Raw genomic sequence first — 16,708 nt, forward strand, 5'->3', positions numbered from 1 at the left:
CTTAGAAGCATTGAAGTTTGTTGGATTGAAACCTTCCCGAAAAATCAAATTATTCAACGGTAAATTAGAAGCTCGGTTGGTGAAATATGATATTTATGAAGGAAGTAAACGCACGAAGTTTCAGAATCGGTCGGAGGAGTAGTATTAGTGGTTATTCCGACGAAGGAGGAATCTCATGATGGGATTTCTCCTTCGTTGGAATGACAAAATGAAGTTACATCACTTTCACTCCCTCATCACAAACTTTGGAAACATAAATAGCATACTTAATTCCTGTTTTTGAATACTCTTTATCAATTGCAATAGCTACATTTTCAGCATTTTCAATTTCTTTGCTTAATGCATAAATTGATGGTCCGGAACCGGAAATTCCACAACCCAATGCACCGTTTTCTAAAGCCGTATTTTTTACATTATCAAATTCAGGAATTAAATTTTTTCGATACGGTTCAGCAACCACGTCTTGCAAACAGCGACCCATCAACCCATAATCTTCGTTGTATAACCCGCTGATAAATCCACCCAAATTTCCCCATTGTGTGATGGCTGTTTTCAGTGGAATTTCTTTTGGCAAAATACTTCTTGCTTCAGAGGTTATTACTTCTATATGTGGATGGATTATAGTTACATATAAATGCTTTGGACTTTTAATTTTAATCACTTCCAACGGGTTATAACTTCGAACCAATGTAAATCCACCCAGAATTGCAGGTGAAACATTGTCTGCGTGATAACTTCCACTAGCCAAAAATTCGCCTTCCATGGCAAACGGAATCAACTCTTTTCGATGCATAGGAATACCCAACAATTCATTGATTCCTACCACAACTCCGGCAGCACTTGCGGCACTGCTGCCTATGCCACTTCCGGCTTTGATTTTTTTATGAATTTCAATTTCGACCCCGAATTCTAAATCCAAGTGACTGAGCAAAGCCATTCCTGCGACTCCTGCCACATTTTTATTGGTTTCTAAAGGCAAATCAGCTCCGGTTATTTTGGTAATTCGAAGTCCTTTTTCTTTGACTTTTCGAATAATCATTTCGTCGCCAATGTTTTCCAGACACAATCCTAAGACATCAAATCCGCAGGATAAGTTGGCTACTGTGGCGGGGCAGAATATTTTTATTTCGTTCATTTTCTGAGGTTCTGAGGTTCTAAGGTTTTAAGGTTCTGAGGTTGCTTAGTACCTTAGAATCTTAGTGCCTTAGCACCTTAATTAAACATTTCCAATCCGAATCACATCCGCAAAAATACCTGAAGCAGTCACTGCAGCACCTGCACCGGCTCCTTTGATGAGCAAGGGTTGATCGACGTATCTGTCGGAAAAAAATTCCACTATATTGTCTTTTCCTTCTAAATTATAAAACGGACTTTCTTTAGGAATGAATTGCAAACCAACACTGGCTTTTCCCTTGTCGAATTTAGCAACAAATTTTAAACGGCAATCTTTTTCTTTTGCTTCTTTTAGCAAATTTTCAAAATGACTTGAGTGTTTGGTCAACGATTTAAAAAAGTCTTCATTGGTTATGGTTTCCATACATTCTTTTGGTAAGAAAGAACTATTTTCAATGTCTTCCATTTCCATTTGATAGCCGCTTTCGCGAATTAAAATCAGAATTTTTCGAGCGACATCCACACCACTTAAATCAATTTTTGGGTCGGGTTCGGTGAAACCTTGCACGCCGGCTTCTTTTACTACATCGTGAAAGTTGTAAGTTTCACTAAAATTATTAAAAATAAAATTCAAACTTCCGGATAAAACGGCTTGAATTTTATGAATTCGATCACCGGAAGCAATCAAATGTTTTAATGTATCAATAATTGGTAAACCAGCACCCACATTCGTTTCAAACAAAAACGGAGCATTGTATTTACGTGATAAGCGTTTTAAATTTAAGTAATTATCATACTCCGATGAACAAGCTATTTTGTTACATGTCACAACTGCAATATTTTTTCTAAGATAATGTTCGTAAGTCGCAGAAACTTCAGTATTTGCAGTAATATCAACAAAAATACTATTGCGTAAATTCAACGCTTTTGTTCTCTCAATAAAATCAGCTTTCGAAGCTTGTTCACCTTTATCCAAAGTTGTTTTCCAATCTTTTAATGAAATTCCTTCTTCATCAAAAACCATTTTTCGGGAATTGGAAAGAGCAATGACACGCAGATTTATTTTTAAATTTTCTTTTAAAAATTTCTTTTGTTGGTGAATTTGTTCGATGAATTTTTCGCCAACATTACCAACACCCATCACAAATAAATTCAACTGTTTGGTTTGTTCTTCAAAAAAACGTTCGTGTAGCGTATTCAATGCTTTTTTTACATCTTTTTCATTGATTACCAAAGAAATGTTTCGCTCGGAAGCACCTTGAGCAATCGCCCGAATGTTGACATTGTTTTTGCCCAACGTACTAAACATTTTTCCGCTGATTCCTTGGTGATTTTTCATTTGTTCACCCACCAAAGCCATTATACACAAGTCTTTTTCAACGATGCATGGATTGATTCTGTGTTGTGAAATTTCAAGTTCAAAAACTTTATCAATTGAAGTCTTTGCTATAGCAGCATCTGCATTTAAAATTCCGATACAAATGGAATGTTCTGACGAAGCTTGCGTGATAAAAATAACGCTTATCGAATGAATAGAAAGCACTTCAAACAATCGTTTGGAAACTCCGGCAACACCTACCATTCCGGAACCCTCTACTGTAATCAAAGCAATTTTATCAATATGAGAAATGCCTTTAATCGGATTCCCATTCGGGTTTGAGGCCGATGAGATGTAGGTACCAAACGCTTCCGGTTCAAACGTATTTTTAATCCAAATGGGTATGTTTTTGCTTAAAACCGGTTGAATGGTTGGTGGATAAAGCACTTTCGCACCAAAATGCGACAACTCCATCGCTTCTTCGTAGGTGATTTTTTCTATCGGTTGGGCTTGTTTGACAATTTTCGGATTGGCAGTGAACATTCCGTTGACGTCTGTCCAAATTTCTAATTCTTTCACATGCAAAGCTGCTGCAACTATCGCAGCTGTATAATCAGAACCACCACGACCCAAGGTAGTTGTGTTTCCATCAATTGACGAGGCAATAAATCCGGGAATTACGAATACTTGTGACGAATCTGACTTAAAATAATCAGCAATGATTTTGTTCGTCAGTTCAAAATTTACTTCCGCTTTGCCAAAATTACTATTGGTTTTGATGAGTTCGCGACTATCTTTAAAACTGCTGTTTCCAACCATTTGTTTAAGGGCTTCTGCAATGATATAAGACGACAACAATTCACCGAAACTAACGATCATATCTGATGTTCGAGCCGTTAATTCGCCCAACAAATAACAACCATCTAACAAAGTTTCTAAATAGGAAATGTTCTTTTTACAATAATGTAATAAAGCTGTTTGCTCGTTGACAGGAACCAAATCTTTAATAGCTTCGAGGTGTTTTTTTTCAATTTGTAAAACCACATCACGGTATGAATCATCTTTTGTTGCTGCTTTTTGAGCTGCCGACAAAAGTAAATCGGTTACGCCACTAAAAGCAGAAACAGCTACTATCAGTTTGCTTTCCTTTGATTTTTTCTCAACGATAGCAAGAACGAGTTTTATATTTTGGGCATTGGCAACCGAAGTTCCTCCGAATTTTAATACCTTCATAGGATTATTTTTTATTTTAAAATAGGATTTTTATTTTATTCTTTCGAATAAGCATAGCTGCGGATGATATGTAAAAATTATACCCCGAATGGGGTTGTAGTTGTAGAAGATGTACCAAAGGAAAATCCGTTCAATACATTGAAGGATTTGATAGTATAATTAATGTTCTTTTGTGATTTCATCTGAAACAAATGTAATAAATTTACGTAATTAAAAAAGAAAATCTGAATTTTTACGAATAGTTTACCAAAAAGTATATTCTACTAGCATATGAAAATTTTTACAACTGAAAAAATTAAAGAAGTTGATAAATTGACAACGGAGCGTCAACACATCACCTCATTTGAACTCATGGAGCAAGCAGCTTTGCAGGCATTTTTATGGCTCGTTCATCATTTTCACGACAAGAAAAAAGTTTTTCACTTTTTTTGTGGTGTGGGAAACAATGGTGGTGATGGTTTGGCAATTGCACGGATGCTCAAACAAAATTATTATGATGTGCATGTGTATGTTGTTCCTTTCAGCAAAAAATTATCACCTGATTTTGAATCGAATTTAGAACGATTGAAAGAGTGTAATTTGAAGTATGAAATTATAAATGAAGACGCCGATTTTCCTGATATTGCAGAAAATAACATTGTTGTGGATGCCATTTTTGGAATCGGCCTTTCACGTGAAATGGATGAATGGATTCAACAGATTGTTCAAAAAATCAATTACCATCAATCGTTCAAAGTTTCGATTGATATTCCTTCCGGATTATTTTTAAATCGAAAAACATCGATTGCCATCCAGTCGGATGTTGTGTTAACCTTTCAAATTCCTAAACTTAGTTTTTATATTCCGGATAACGAACAGTTTATAAATGAAATAGTTATTCTTCCGATTGATCTGGATGAAAAAGCAATTGATTCTATTCCAACTAATTATTATTATACCGATTTAAATGAAATAAAAAAACGATATAAACCCATATCAAAATTTTCACACAAAGGAACGCAGGGCCATGTGTTATTAATTGGAGGATGTTATGGCAAAATTGGGGCAATGGTGCTAGCTTCGCAAGCTGCTTTGCGTTCCGGTTGTGGTTTAGCAACTGTTTATACGCCAAAATGTGGGTATGAAATTTTACAAACTGCATCACCAGAAGCGATGGTAATCACCGATGAAAATTTCCATAAAATCACTAAAATCGCATTTGATTTTGAACCCAAAGCCATTGGAATTGGGATGGGAATCGGACAAGATTATGAAACAGTTAAAGCATTTCATTCATTTGTAAACAGCAATACAATTCCGCTAATTATTGATGCTGATGCCCTGAATATCTTATCAGAACATGAGGATTGGTTAAAATTATTGCCTAAAAGTTCCATTTTAACTCCTCATCCAAGAGAATTGGAACGACTCATTGGAAGTTGGACTGACGATTTTGAGAAAATTGAAAAAGTCAGAGCTTTTGCAAAGGAACACCATTTAGTGGTTTTAATAAAAGGAGCCTATACTTTAATTATTGACGAGAAAAATGTCTTTGTCAATTCTTCAGGAAATCAAGCTTTGGCCACAGGAGGAAGCGGTGATGTGCTTTCCGGAATGATTGCAAGCTTCCGAGCACAGGGTTACCAAGCAGTAGATGCGGCACTTTTGGGTGTTTATTTTCATGGACGAACAGCTGATATCGCCATGAATGATATGGGCTATGAAGCGTTTATAGCTTCGGATATTATCAAGTATTTGGGGAAAGTTTTTCTGGAGTTGAAGACTTAAAATTAAACCATTAAGACATTGATGTTCATTAAGTTGTGATCTATCTTAATGCATCTCAATACCTTAATGGTTCGAAAAATATGATCTATACTATAAACCGACTTCAGTCAATAATTCTTTTAGTTTTAAATCAGAAGGTCTCGGTGCATCGGCACTTACAATTTTACCTTCGGTATCAATCAGGATAAATCTCGGAATTCCGTCAATGGCATATTTTTTTACAAAATCAGATTCCCAAGCATTGTCCGCAATCAATTGAATACCTTTCAGCTCTTTGTCCGCCACCATTTTCTTCCATTTTTCAAAATCTTTGCGTTCATCAATAGAAATGCTGACAAACTCGATATTTTTTCCGTGGTATTCTTTTTCAACTTCTTTTAACGCCGGAATTTCAGCAATACACGGTCCGCACCAAGTAGCCCAAACATCAAAGTAAACAAATTTCCCTTTCAAACTTTCGAGTGAAGTTTTTCCACCAGTTACATTTTCATAATCAAAAGTAGGAGAGGCTGCTCCTTTGCTTATTTTTTTTAATGTCTCGTATTTTTGCGTGACTTTTTGATTAAAGGTTGAATCAGTTGAATTAGCAATAATTCCTTTATAAACTTTATCAATATCTTTGGCAGCTAAATTCAATTCATCGAGCATATTTTTAGTTAATTCGCTACGAATCATTTTGCTTTTAACTGTTTGTAATTTTTCCATTCCCCGATCAAACGATGTTTGTCCTTCTGCTGGTGTATTATAGATGAATCGTTCAAAAACTGCACCAATCAAACCTCTGTACGCATAGGAATGTTTAAAAGTTTCTTCATCATTCATATCAAAATCATCTGCAACTTTAGGAAAGCTATCACTCGTTTTAAATTCATTATTAGCAGTGGCATAACCGTGATAGGGAGCATATTTTTCAAAACAATTTAGTCCAAAAAAGTCTATTTCTTTCTTTTCGTTGGTAACAAACTTTTGATTTTTAATTTTTGATGATTCGAGTTTGTTTAATAACCTAATTTTGAGATCTTCAATAGTTTGAATAAACGTTTTCTCATCAACAGCATAAGCAGTTAGCACATCTTTAAAATTAGATGGATTTCCAAATTTTGATTCAATTACTTTATTTTTTTGAATCATGTAATTGTTTTCTTCTTTACCAGTCCCGTTAAATTTCATTGCATTAATAAAATCATCAGCCTCTGTTTCTATTTGCAAATTAAATCCTTGTTCTAAATACACAAAATATGATTTTTCATCTGTTAGTAACAAATAATACATTCCTTCATAAGGTAAATCCAACGTATCCGAAAAAGCTCCATTAGATTGCAAGGGAATTTTTTTAGAAAAGTTGATACCTTCTAATTCAATTTCTTTTGCGTCTGTTCCGGTAATAAATCCTGACAGAGTAGTAATTTTTTCTTTTTCCTGACAAGACGTAAAAGAAATAATGGTGAGTAAAGCGATAATTTTTTTCATCCTATTGATTGTTTAGATTTTCAAAAATAAACAAATCATTTTTTATTTGTTATTAAAAAAACTACAATTGTTTTGCATTTATGCAAACGTTTGCGGAATTTTGGCACCTCAACAATCAACCAATGGATTACTCGCATTATATCAGTTCAGAAGTACTTTCTTTAGAAACAATTAATCAAATTATTTTTGAACATAAAACCTTGGCATTGTCGGAAGAGGCAAAGGTTAACATTCAAAAATGTCGTGATTATCTCGACCAAAAAATGAAGACCCATGCCGCTCCGATTTACGGTATAAATACGGGTTTCGGTTCGTTGTGTAATGTGAAAATTTCCAATGAAAACCTTTCGCAACTTCAGGAAAACTTAGTAAAATCGCATGCGTGTGGAACGGGTGATGAAGTGCCTCAAGAAATTGTAAAATTGATGTTGTTACTCAAAATACAATCGTTGAGTTACGGACATTCCGGTGTGCAACTGGAAACAGTGGAACGTTTGATTGAATTTTACAATCATGATGTTTTACCGGTAATTTATACGCAAGGTTCGTTAGGTGCTTCCGGTGATTTAGCTCCTTTGGCTCACCTGAGTTTGCCCTTATTAGGTGAAGGCGAAGTATACTTTGAAGGTAAAAAAGTTGCTTCCAATGAAGTTTTAAAGCATTTTGGATGGAATCCTATTGTTTTGCAATCCAAAGAAGGATTGGCACTGTTGAATGGCACGCAATTCATGAGTGCTTACGGTGTTTCTATTTTATTGAAATCTTATAAATTATCGTACTTAGCCGATTTAATTGGAACGATTTCTTTAGAAGGTTTTGATGGAAGAATTGATCCGTTTAACGAACTGATTCATTTGGTTCGTCCGCACAAAGGTCAGATTGAAACGGCTCAACGAATCACTGATTTTTTAGAGGGAAGTCAGATTATCGAACAACATAAAACGCACGTACAAGATCCGTATTCGTTCCGTTGCATGCCGCAAGTGCATGGTGCTTCCAAAGATGCGATTGATTATGCCCGACGTGTTTTTAAAACGGAGATTAACTCCGTAACCGATAATCCGAACATTTTTGTAGGCGAGGATATTATTGTTTCCGGTGGAAATTTCCATGGACAACCGTTGGCGTTAGCTTTAGACTTTCTTGGAATTGCTTTGGCCGAATTAGGCAGTATTTCCGAAAGAAGAACGTATCAATTGATTTCCGGACTTCGTGGTTTGCCCGCATTTTTAGTCGACAATCCGGGATTGAACTCCGGCTTTATGATTCCGCAATATACTGCAGCAAGTATCGTAAGTCAGAACAAACAATTGGCCACTCCTGCTAGTATTGACAGTATTGTTTCCAGTAATGGTCAAGAAGATCACGTGAGTATGGGAGCCAATGCAGCTACGAAATGTTTGAAAATTCTAGAAAATTTAGAACGTATTTTGGCCATCGAGTTAATGAATGCTTCGCAAGCGATTGATTTCAGGAGACCTTTAAAATCGAGTGATTTTATTGAACAATTTTTAAAATCGTATCGTTCAGAAGTTCCTTTTGTTAAAGAAGATCGTATTTTACATTATGATATTGAAAACTCAATTGCGTTTTTGAAGAGTATTGCCATTGAGATGGAGAATTAAACAAAGTACTATTTAAAGCAAAATTAATTTTTTATAATCCTAATACAATAGTAGGATCAATATCTAATTTTTTACTGATATCTCTTGCTGTTTTTAACGTAGGTTCCGTTTTTCCTGTTAAATATTCACTAACTCTTGAAGTGCTAACCCCCAATAATTCCGATAAACGTTTTTGATTGAGTCCACGTTCATACATACGTAATTTCATGGTTTCAATTAGCGTCGGTTTTTTAACGGGATAATTTGCTTCTTCATAATCAGCAACAAGGTCCGACAAAATATTTAGTTCAATATAGCCTTCAGCCTCTTGATTTTCGATGTTTTCTTGATTTTGTAAAAGTTCTTCAATTCTTTGAAGCAATACATTATATTCTTTTTTTGTTTTGATCATCGCTATATATTTTTGATGTCTTTTATTTTGTCATATTCAGCATGCGTTCCAATAAAACGGATGTACACTTTTTTTGCGTTGAATGAAATAATTGCAACTAATCGATAGGTATTTCCTTTTATATTGAAAACAAAACGATTATTGCCAACATAATCAACCGTATTAAAATCCTTTTTAATATCATTTAGCGAATTCCAATCCTTAGAAGTTACTGTGTAATACCAAATAATTAAAGCACTTTCGGCATCATTATGATTCTCAGAAAATTCTTTTATTCTTTTGAAAGTAACAATTCGCATTAAGAATATTTTTGTAAAGATAAATAAAATTCTGAAATACAAAATAATATTTTGAAAAACAAATGTCTGATTTTTGTTTTAAATTAATAAAAAAAATTAAAAATTTTAAAGTAATTGGCTTTTTAAAGAGTTTTGAGATTGAGATGGAATAGTTAATCTTTCACAAACCATGGTTTTACCATCATATTTGCATCCACAATTGATTTTCTTTTTCTATTAATAATTTTATTGGACTGTGAATATGTAAATAATTTTTTTCCTTTAATTAAAAGTTTTTTGGGAGGTTGACTTCTTCCTTGACCACCACCAGAAATTGAATTATTTGCATCATCAATTGCAGAAATTCGATTAGATATTGTATCATTCGATAATACTAATAAAATACTCTCATCAATAATTACGGTATCTTTTACTTCAATTATCTCAAGTATAATATTTTTTTTACTTTCAATCCTACATATACCAATACTCCAACTTGATGCCAAGTCAAAATTCCAGTAGTATTCAAAAGTGTTGTCAGATTTTAGAATAATTTTTTCACCAATCTCATTTTTATAAGTTCCAATCAATTTTTCTTTAGAAAATGATGATTGAACCTTTAGAAATAGAACAATGAGTAAGATTATTTTCTTCATAATTAAAAGCTATAATGAACCTTTCAACTTAAAATTCTTCTCAATCGCCTTAATCATTTCACCCGCAATATCTTTGTTAGTAGCTCCTTCAATTCCTTCTAATCCGGGAGAAGAGTTAACTTCCAGTAAAAGCGGACCTTTACTCGAACGGATAATATCTACACCGGCAACTTTCAATCCCATCGCTTTGGCGGCTTTTACAGCTATGATTTTTTCTTCTTTGGTAGGCTTGATGACAGATGCCGTTCCACCTAAGTGAATGTTTGCTCTAAATTCTCCCGCTAAGGCTTCCCTTTGAATGGTGGCTACTACTTTTCCGTCAATCACAAACAATCGCAAATCTTTTCCATTGGCTTCTTTGATGAATTCTTGTACTAAAATGTTTGCATTCAGACTCTTGAAAGCGTTAATTACACTTTCTGCAGCTTTTTTAGTTTCTGCTAAAACAACGCCTTTTCCTTGCGTTCCTTCTAAAAGTTTAACAATCAAAGGAGTTCCACCAACCATTTTTATCAAATCATCGGTATCTAGGGGAGAATTGGCAAAACCTGTTGTCGGAATATCAATTCCATTATTTAATAACAATTGTAACGAATATAATTTATCTCGCGATTGTGTAATGGCAGCAGAAGAATTCAAACAAAATATTTTTAACGCTTCAAACTGGCGAGTCAACGCACAACCATAAAAAGTAATATTCGGACGAATTCTCGGAATGACAGCATCCAATTCATTCAAAATTGTTCCGCCTCGATAATGTATTTCAGGAGTGTCGGCGTCCAATTTCATGTAACATTCCTTGATGTTTAAAAACCGCATTTCATGTCCGCGACGTTCACCGGCTTCCATGATTCGTTTGTTGCTGTACAATTCAGGATTACTGGCTAATAATCCGATTCGTAGTCCGCTTTTTTCTTTTGAAACATCCGGATATAAGTCATTTAATTTATCGCTTGAATTATCGCCCAACAAATATTTTCGTTCCGGGTCAACTAGTGCTCGTCCACTCATGGCTTCGCGACCTAACAACATTCGGAACCCCATGGAATCTCGATTGGTTAGCGTCATTTCAATCATCCAATTGGATTCGCCTAACTTTAATTGCGTTTGAATCACAAAACGTTGTTCACGAAAACCACTTGAACTTTTAACGACTCTTTTGTCAATTAATGGTGCCTGACAATGAATGATTGTTTTGACATTGTTTTGAATTGGGTTGATATCAAATTTCACCCAATGTTCACCTTCTTTGATAAACGGACTAATATTTATGGCATGCAAGGCAGAAGTTTTTGCACCGGAATCCACTCTAGCTTTGATTGTTGGTATTCCTAATTCAGGAAAGGAACACCATTCTTCACTACCTAAAATTAATTTGTTATCTAACATGATTTTGATTGATGTTGATATAAAAAAAGTCACGAATTCAGAATTAAAAATAGTTATAATTCATGAATTCGTGGTTTAAATAAAATTACTTTTAACTCGTTGGTTTTTCTGCTTTTTTGATTTTTACAGTTAATTCAGTAGCATCATCCTCAATATCCATAAAAATTTCATCTCCATCTCCAATTTTAGATGTGATAATTTCCTCTGCTAATGAATCTTCAACATATTTTTGAATGGCTCTTTTTAAAGGGCGTGCACCAAATTGCTTGTCAAAACCTTTTTCAGCAATAAATGCTTTGGCTTTATCCGTTAAAGTCAAGGAATAACCTAAATCTTTTATACGAGCGTATAATTTTTTTAATTCAATTTCGATAATTAAATTAATATCTTCTTTTTCTAAAGCATTGAAAACAATGACATCATCAATACGATTCAAAAATTCGGGAGCAAATGTTTTCTTCAAAGCATTTTCAACTACACTTTTAGAATGTTCATCCGCTTGGGAAACTTTTGCAGCAGTTCCAAATCCAACTCCTTGTCCAAAATCTTTCAATTGACGAGCTCCAACATTGGATGTCATGATGATAATTGTATTTCTAAAATCGATTTTTCGGCCTAAACTATCGGTCATGTAACCATCATCTAAAACTTGAAGCATCATATTGAATACATCCGGATGAGCTTTTTCAATTTCGTCTAATAAAACTACACAATAGGGTTTTCGACGAACCTTTTCAGTTAATTGACCTCCTTCTTCGTAGCCAACATATCCCGGAGGAGCACCTACCAATCTGGAAATTGCAAATTTTTCCATGTATTCACTCATGTCAATTCTAACCAAAGCATCTTCTGAATCAAAAAGTTCTTTAGCTAAAACTTTTGCTAATTGTGTTTTTCCAACACCGGTTTGACCTAAGAAAATAAACGAACCAATAGGTCGGTTAGGGTCTTTTAGTCCTGCACGATTACGTTGGATTGACCGAGCTACTTTCATAACAGCTTCATTCTGACCAATGACTTTATTTTGAATTAATTCAGGTAAATGGGCCAGTTTATTGCTTTCTGTTTGAGCAATTCGGTTTACAGGAATTCCTGTCATCATGGAAACAACATCGGCAACATTATCTTCCGTGACCGTTATTCTATTGTTTTTTGAGTCAACTTCCCATTGTTCTTGAGCAATGGCTAGATCTTTTTCGATTCGTTTTTCGTCATCGCGAAGTTTCGCAGCTTCTTCATATTTTTGCTTTTTAACGACAGTATTTTTCAATTCTCGAACATCCTCTAGTTGTTTTTCCAATTCTAAAATTTGTTTAGGAACTTCAATATTAGTAATGTGAACACGAGAACCGGCTTCATCTAATGCATCAATTGCTTTGTCCGGTAAAAATCTATCAGACATGTAACGACTGGTTAATTTTACACAGGCATCAATGGCTTCCGGTGTATAAGTCACACTGTGATGATCTTCATATTTACCTTTGATATTATTTAAAATGATAATAGTTTCCTCAATTGAAGTTGGTTCAACAATCACTTTTTGAAAACGACGTTCTAAAGCACCATCTTTTTCAATATACTGACGGTATTCATCTAAAGTTGTAGCACCGACACATTGTATTTCTCCTCTTGCCAAAGCTGGTTTGAACATGTTTGAAGCGTCTAACGAACCTGTTGCTCCGCCGGCACCAACAATAGTATGAATTTCATCTATAAAAAGAATTATATCGTCATTTTTTTCTAATTCATTCATGACGGCTTTCATACGTTCTTCAAACTGACCGCGGTATTTTGTTCCGGCAACTAAACTGGCTAAATCTAGTGTAACAACTCTTTTGTTGAACAATATTCGTGAAACTTTCTTTTGGATAATTCGCAAGGCTAAACCTTCAGCAATGGCCGATTTACCTACACCCGGCTCACCAATTAAAAGCGGATTATTTTTTTTTCTTCTGCTTAAAATTTGTGAAACACGTTCGATTTCTTTTTCACGTCCAACTACAGGATCTAGTTTTCCTTCTTCGGCCATTTCGGTTAAATCGCGACCAAAATTATCTAACACAGGCGTTTTAGATTTTTTGTTGGTTTTACTTGCCGGATTGTTAAAACTACCTTCTTTTAAACTGTCATCTTGTCCGGAATCATCATTAAACGATTCGTTTTTTGGGAAGCTGTCAGTATACTCGTCTTCGTTGTTATTTGGTATCATATTCAGATATTGTTCTTTAGCTGAGTCGTAATCGATTTTCAGCTTGTTTAATAATTTAGTGGTAGGATCATTCTCGTTCCTTAAAATACAAAGCAAAAGATGTGCCGTGCTGATAGAGGAACTTTGATAAACTTTTGCTTCTAAAAAAGTTGTTTTTAAAGCCCGTTCTGCCTGACGGGTGAGATGTAAGTTTTTTTTTTCGTTTCCGGCTTCAGTATTTGGATTTGGAGGACTCAATATTTCAACTTTCTTTCGCAAATAATCTAAATCAATATCTAAATTATTTAAAATTGTAATTGCTTTTCCGTTGCCGTCTCTCAAAATGCCTAACATTAAATGCTCAGTTCCAATAAAGTCATGACCTAAACGTAAGGCTTCTTCTTTACTGTAAGTAATGACATCTTTGACTCTTGGAGAAAAATTATCGTCCATTGCGTATATTTTTATAGGTAAATTTAGTAAATATGATTGGCAAAAGCAAAAATCATTCCGATGCCAATCTATTGACAGCTAATTGACAAAAAAAAGTTAATAATAAAAGTTAAAGTAGTGTATAATTATTAACTAAAAAATACCTTCATTTTGTTAATAAATCATTGAAATTACTTTGCAGATTTGCTTTAAAAAATCATGGAAATTCGTATATTAGCACGTTTTGAAATAACTATAATTTTAATATATAAATACTTATGTCTGAAGGAGAAAAGTTAATTCCTATTAACATCGAAGACGAAATGAAATCCGCTTACATCGATTATTCGATGTCGGTTATTGTGTCACGTGCTTTGCCTGATGTTAGAGATGGTTTGAAACCAGTACACCGTAGAGTTCTTTACGGAATGTATGATTTAGGAGTTTTTTCGAATAGAGCTCATAAAAAATCCGCTAGAATAGTTGGAGAAGTTTTAGGTAAATATCACCCACACGGCGATACATCGGTTTATGATGCTATGGTTCGTATGGCTCAGGAATGGAGTTTACGTTATTTATTAGTTGATGGTCAAGGTAATTTTGGTTCAGTAGATGGTGACAGCCCGGCAGCAATGCGATATACTGAAGCCAGAATGCAAAAAATTTCGGAAGAAATTATGGCTGATATCGAAAAAGAAACTGTTGACTTTCAATTAAATTTTGACGATACGTTATATGAACCTAAAGTTATGCCAACAAAAGTTCCAAATCTTTTGATAAATGGAGCTTCCGGTATTGCCGTAGGTATGGCAACCAATATGCCTCCTCATAATTTAACCGAGGTTGTCAATGGAACGTTAGCTTATATCGACAATACAGAAATTGAGATTGATGAATTAATGGACTACATCAAAGCTCCTGATTTTCCAACAGGAGGAATCATCTATGGCTATGACGGTGTTCGTGAGGCTTTCAAAACAGGTCGCGGACGTATTGTTATGCGTGCAAAATCAGGTTTTGAGGAAAGTAACGGAAGAGAAGCAATTATCGTAACTGAAATCCCATATCAGGTCAATAAGGCGGATATGATTAAAAAAACAGCCGATTTAGTTAACGATAAGAAAATTGAAGGCATTTCAAACATTCGAGATGAATCTGATAGAAATGGTATGCGAATCGTTTATGAATTAAAACGAGATGCAGTTCCAAATGTCATTTTGAATACATTATATAAATATACACAATTACAATCTTCGTTTAGTGTAAACAATATTGCATTGGTAAACGGTCGTCCTCAAATGTTGAATTTGAAAGAATTGATTCACTATTTTGTGGAACACCGTCATGATGTTGTAGTTCGAAGAGCAAAATTTGATTTGCGTAAAGCGGAAGAAAGAGCTCATATACTTGAAGGTTTAATTATTGCATCTGATAATATTGATGAAGTAATTGCTTTGATTCGTAGTTCAAAAGACGGTGACGAAGCCCGAACAAAGTTAATTGAGCGTTTTTCACTTTCAGAAATCCAAGCACGAGCAATTGTTGAAATGCGTTTGCGTCAACTTACCGGTCTTGAGCAAGATAAATTGCGTGCCGAGTACGAAGAAATCATGAAATTGATTACTCACTTAAGAGAATTATTAGCAAATAAAGACTTGAGAATGAAAGTTATAAAAGATGAGTTGGTAGAAATTCGTGATAAATATGGTGACGAAAGACGTTCGGTTATTGAATATTCAGGTGGAGATGTTAGTATTGAAGATTTAATAGCTGATGAAAATGTAGTGATTACTATCTCTCATGCCGGTTATATTAAACGTACAAACTTATCTGAATACAAAACACAAAATAGAGGAGGGGTTGGTCAAAAAAGTGCCGGAACAAGGGATCAAGATTTCTTAGAGCATTTATTTGTAGCGACCAATCACCAATATATGTTATTCTTTACTCAAAAAGGAAAATGTTTTTGGATGCGGGTTTATGAAATTCCGGAAGGAAGTAAAACATCAAAAGGAAGAGCAATTCAAAATTTAATCAACATTGAAAATGATGATAAAGTAAAAGCTTTCATTTGTACGCAAGACTTGAAAAATGAAGAATATATAAATAGTCATTATGTGATTATGGCGACTAAACAAGGTCAAGTAAAAAAGACGTTGTTAGAACAATATTCTAGACCAAGACAAAATGGTATTGCTGCCATTACAATTAAAGAAGATGATGAATTACTAGAAGCAAAATTAACCAACGGAAAAAGTCAAATTTTAGTGGCTGTAAAATCCGGAAAGTTAGTTCGATTTGAAGAAAGCAAAACTCGTCCGATGGGAAGAAATGCATCCGGTGTTCGTGGAATTACTTTAGCAGATGAAAAAGATGAAGTAATTGGCATGGTTTCTGTAAATGATATGAGCAGCGAAATATTGGTTGTTTCTGAAAATGGTTACGGAAAACGATCTTCATTAGAAGATTATAGAATTACGAACCGCGGTGGTAAAGGAGTTAAAACGCTTAATATTACTGATAAAACAGGACAATTAGTTTCTATTAACAGTGTAACGGATGCTGATGATTTAATGATTATCAATAAATCTGGATTAACTATCAGAATGGAAGTCTCTGATTTAAGAGTTATGGGAAGAGCCACACAAGGTGTTCGATTAATCAACATCAAAGGAAATGATTCTATTGCTGCAGTAACCAAAGTTATGAAAGAAGAAGCTGTGGAAGAAGTTGAATTTGAAGATGTAACAGCTGCCGTTTTAAACAGTGATTCAATAATGGAAACAACTGATTTTGAAGATGACAGTGATGAAACAACAGAAGAAAACGAAGAATAAATATTAATTAA

At 34.4% G+C, this 16,708-nt stretch carries 11 protein-coding genes and 1 pseudogene; 4 read left to right on the plus strand and 8 right to left on the minus strand.

All coding sequences use genetic code 11. The features are described 5' to 3' along the window. Positions 1-142: pseudogene (locus tag ACIQ2Z_RS05465) on the plus strand (class I SAM-dependent RNA methyltransferase); the annotation flags it as partial. A 72-nt stretch (positions 143-214) separates the two neighbouring features. Here ACIQ2Z_RS05465 and ACIQ2Z_RS05470 read toward each other — a convergent pair. Together ACIQ2Z_RS05470 and thrA are read right to left on the minus strand one after the other, a co-directional pair. Continuing rightward, positions 215-1,135: a homoserine kinase gene (locus ACIQ2Z_RS05470; protein ID WP_396183145.1), complete on the minus strand. Its 921-nt coding sequence runs from the start codon at positions 1,133-1,135 to the stop codon at positions 215-217. 81 nt (positions 1,136-1,216) lie between these two features. Continuing rightward, on the minus strand, positions 1,217-3,664 hold the full coding sequence (thrA, locus tag ACIQ2Z_RS05475; RefSeq protein WP_396183146.1) for a bifunctional aspartate kinase/homoserine dehydrogenase I: 2,448 nt from the start codon (positions 3,662-3,664) through the stop codon (positions 1,217-1,219). 270 nt (positions 3,665-3,934) lie between these two features. On the opposite strand from thrA, the gene ACIQ2Z_RS05480 reads away from it, so the two are divergent. Beyond that, the gene (locus ACIQ2Z_RS05480) at positions 3,935-5,431 is read left to right on the plus strand and encodes an NAD(P)H-hydrate dehydratase (RefSeq protein WP_396183147.1); all 1,497 of its coding nucleotides are present in this window, start codon (positions 3,935-3,937) and stop codon (positions 5,429-5,431) included. Between the two features lie 90 nt (positions 5,432-5,521). On the opposite strand, the gene ACIQ2Z_RS05485 is transcribed toward ACIQ2Z_RS05480, so the two are convergent. Continuing rightward, on the minus strand, positions 5,522-6,901 hold the full coding sequence (locus tag ACIQ2Z_RS05485) for a TlpA family protein disulfide reductase (RefSeq protein WP_396183148.1): 1,380 nt from the start codon (positions 6,899-6,901) through the stop codon (positions 5,522-5,524). Positions 6,902-7,023: 122 nt separating this feature from the next. On the opposite strand from ACIQ2Z_RS05485, the gene hutH reads away from it, so the two are divergent. Beyond that, on the plus strand, positions 7,024-8,526 hold the full coding sequence (gene hutH, locus ACIQ2Z_RS05490; protein WP_396183181.1) for a histidine ammonia-lyase: 1,503 nt from the start codon (positions 7,024-7,026) through the stop codon (positions 8,524-8,526). Positions 8,527-8,557: 31 nt separating this feature from the next. Here hutH and ACIQ2Z_RS05495 read toward each other — a convergent pair whose 3' ends face one another. The 5 genes from ACIQ2Z_RS05495 to ACIQ2Z_RS05515 form a co-directional block, all read right to left on the minus strand. Beyond that, positions 8,558-8,917 (minus strand): type II toxin-antitoxin system HigA family antitoxin, encoded by a 360-nt coding sequence (locus tag ACIQ2Z_RS05495; protein ID WP_396176355.1) that lies wholly within the window; start codon positions 8,915-8,917, stop codon positions 8,558-8,560. 2 nt (positions 8,918-8,919) lie between these two features. Then, positions 8,920-9,216, minus strand: coding sequence for a type II toxin-antitoxin system HigB family toxin (locus ACIQ2Z_RS05500; RefSeq protein WP_396183149.1), 297 nt, complete (start codon positions 9,214-9,216; stop codon positions 8,920-8,922). Positions 9,217-9,368: 152 nt separating this feature from the next. Next, positions 9,369-9,851, minus strand: a complete 483-nt coding sequence (locus tag ACIQ2Z_RS05505) for a hypothetical protein (RefSeq protein ID WP_396183150.1) — start codon at positions 9,849-9,851, stop codon at positions 9,369-9,371. A gap of 9 nt (positions 9,852-9,860) precedes the next feature. Then, positions 9,861-11,240: a 30S ribosomal protein S6--L-glutamate ligase gene (rimK, locus tag ACIQ2Z_RS05510; RefSeq protein ID WP_396183151.1), complete on the minus strand. Its 1,380-nt coding sequence runs from the start codon at positions 11,238-11,240 to the stop codon at positions 9,861-9,863. A 91-nt stretch (positions 11,241-11,331) separates the two neighbouring features. Next, on the minus strand, positions 11,332-13,881 hold the full coding sequence (locus ACIQ2Z_RS05515; protein WP_396183152.1) for an ATP-dependent Clp protease ATP-binding subunit: 2,550 nt from the start codon (positions 13,879-13,881) through the stop codon (positions 11,332-11,334). Between the two features lie 257 nt (positions 13,882-14,138). Here ACIQ2Z_RS05515 and gyrA point away from each other — a divergent pair, with 257 nt between their 5' ends. Then, complete coding sequence (gyrA, locus tag ACIQ2Z_RS05520) at positions 14,139-16,697, plus strand: DNA gyrase subunit A (RefSeq protein ID WP_396183153.1); 2,559 nt, start codon at positions 14,139-14,141, stop codon at positions 16,695-16,697. The last annotated feature ends 11 nt before the right edge of the window (positions 16,698-16,708 follow it).

Source organism: Flavobacterium sp. (assembly GCF_044361015.1).
GTDB lineage: Bacteria > Bacteroidota > Bacteroidia > Flavobacteriales > Flavobacteriaceae > Flavobacterium.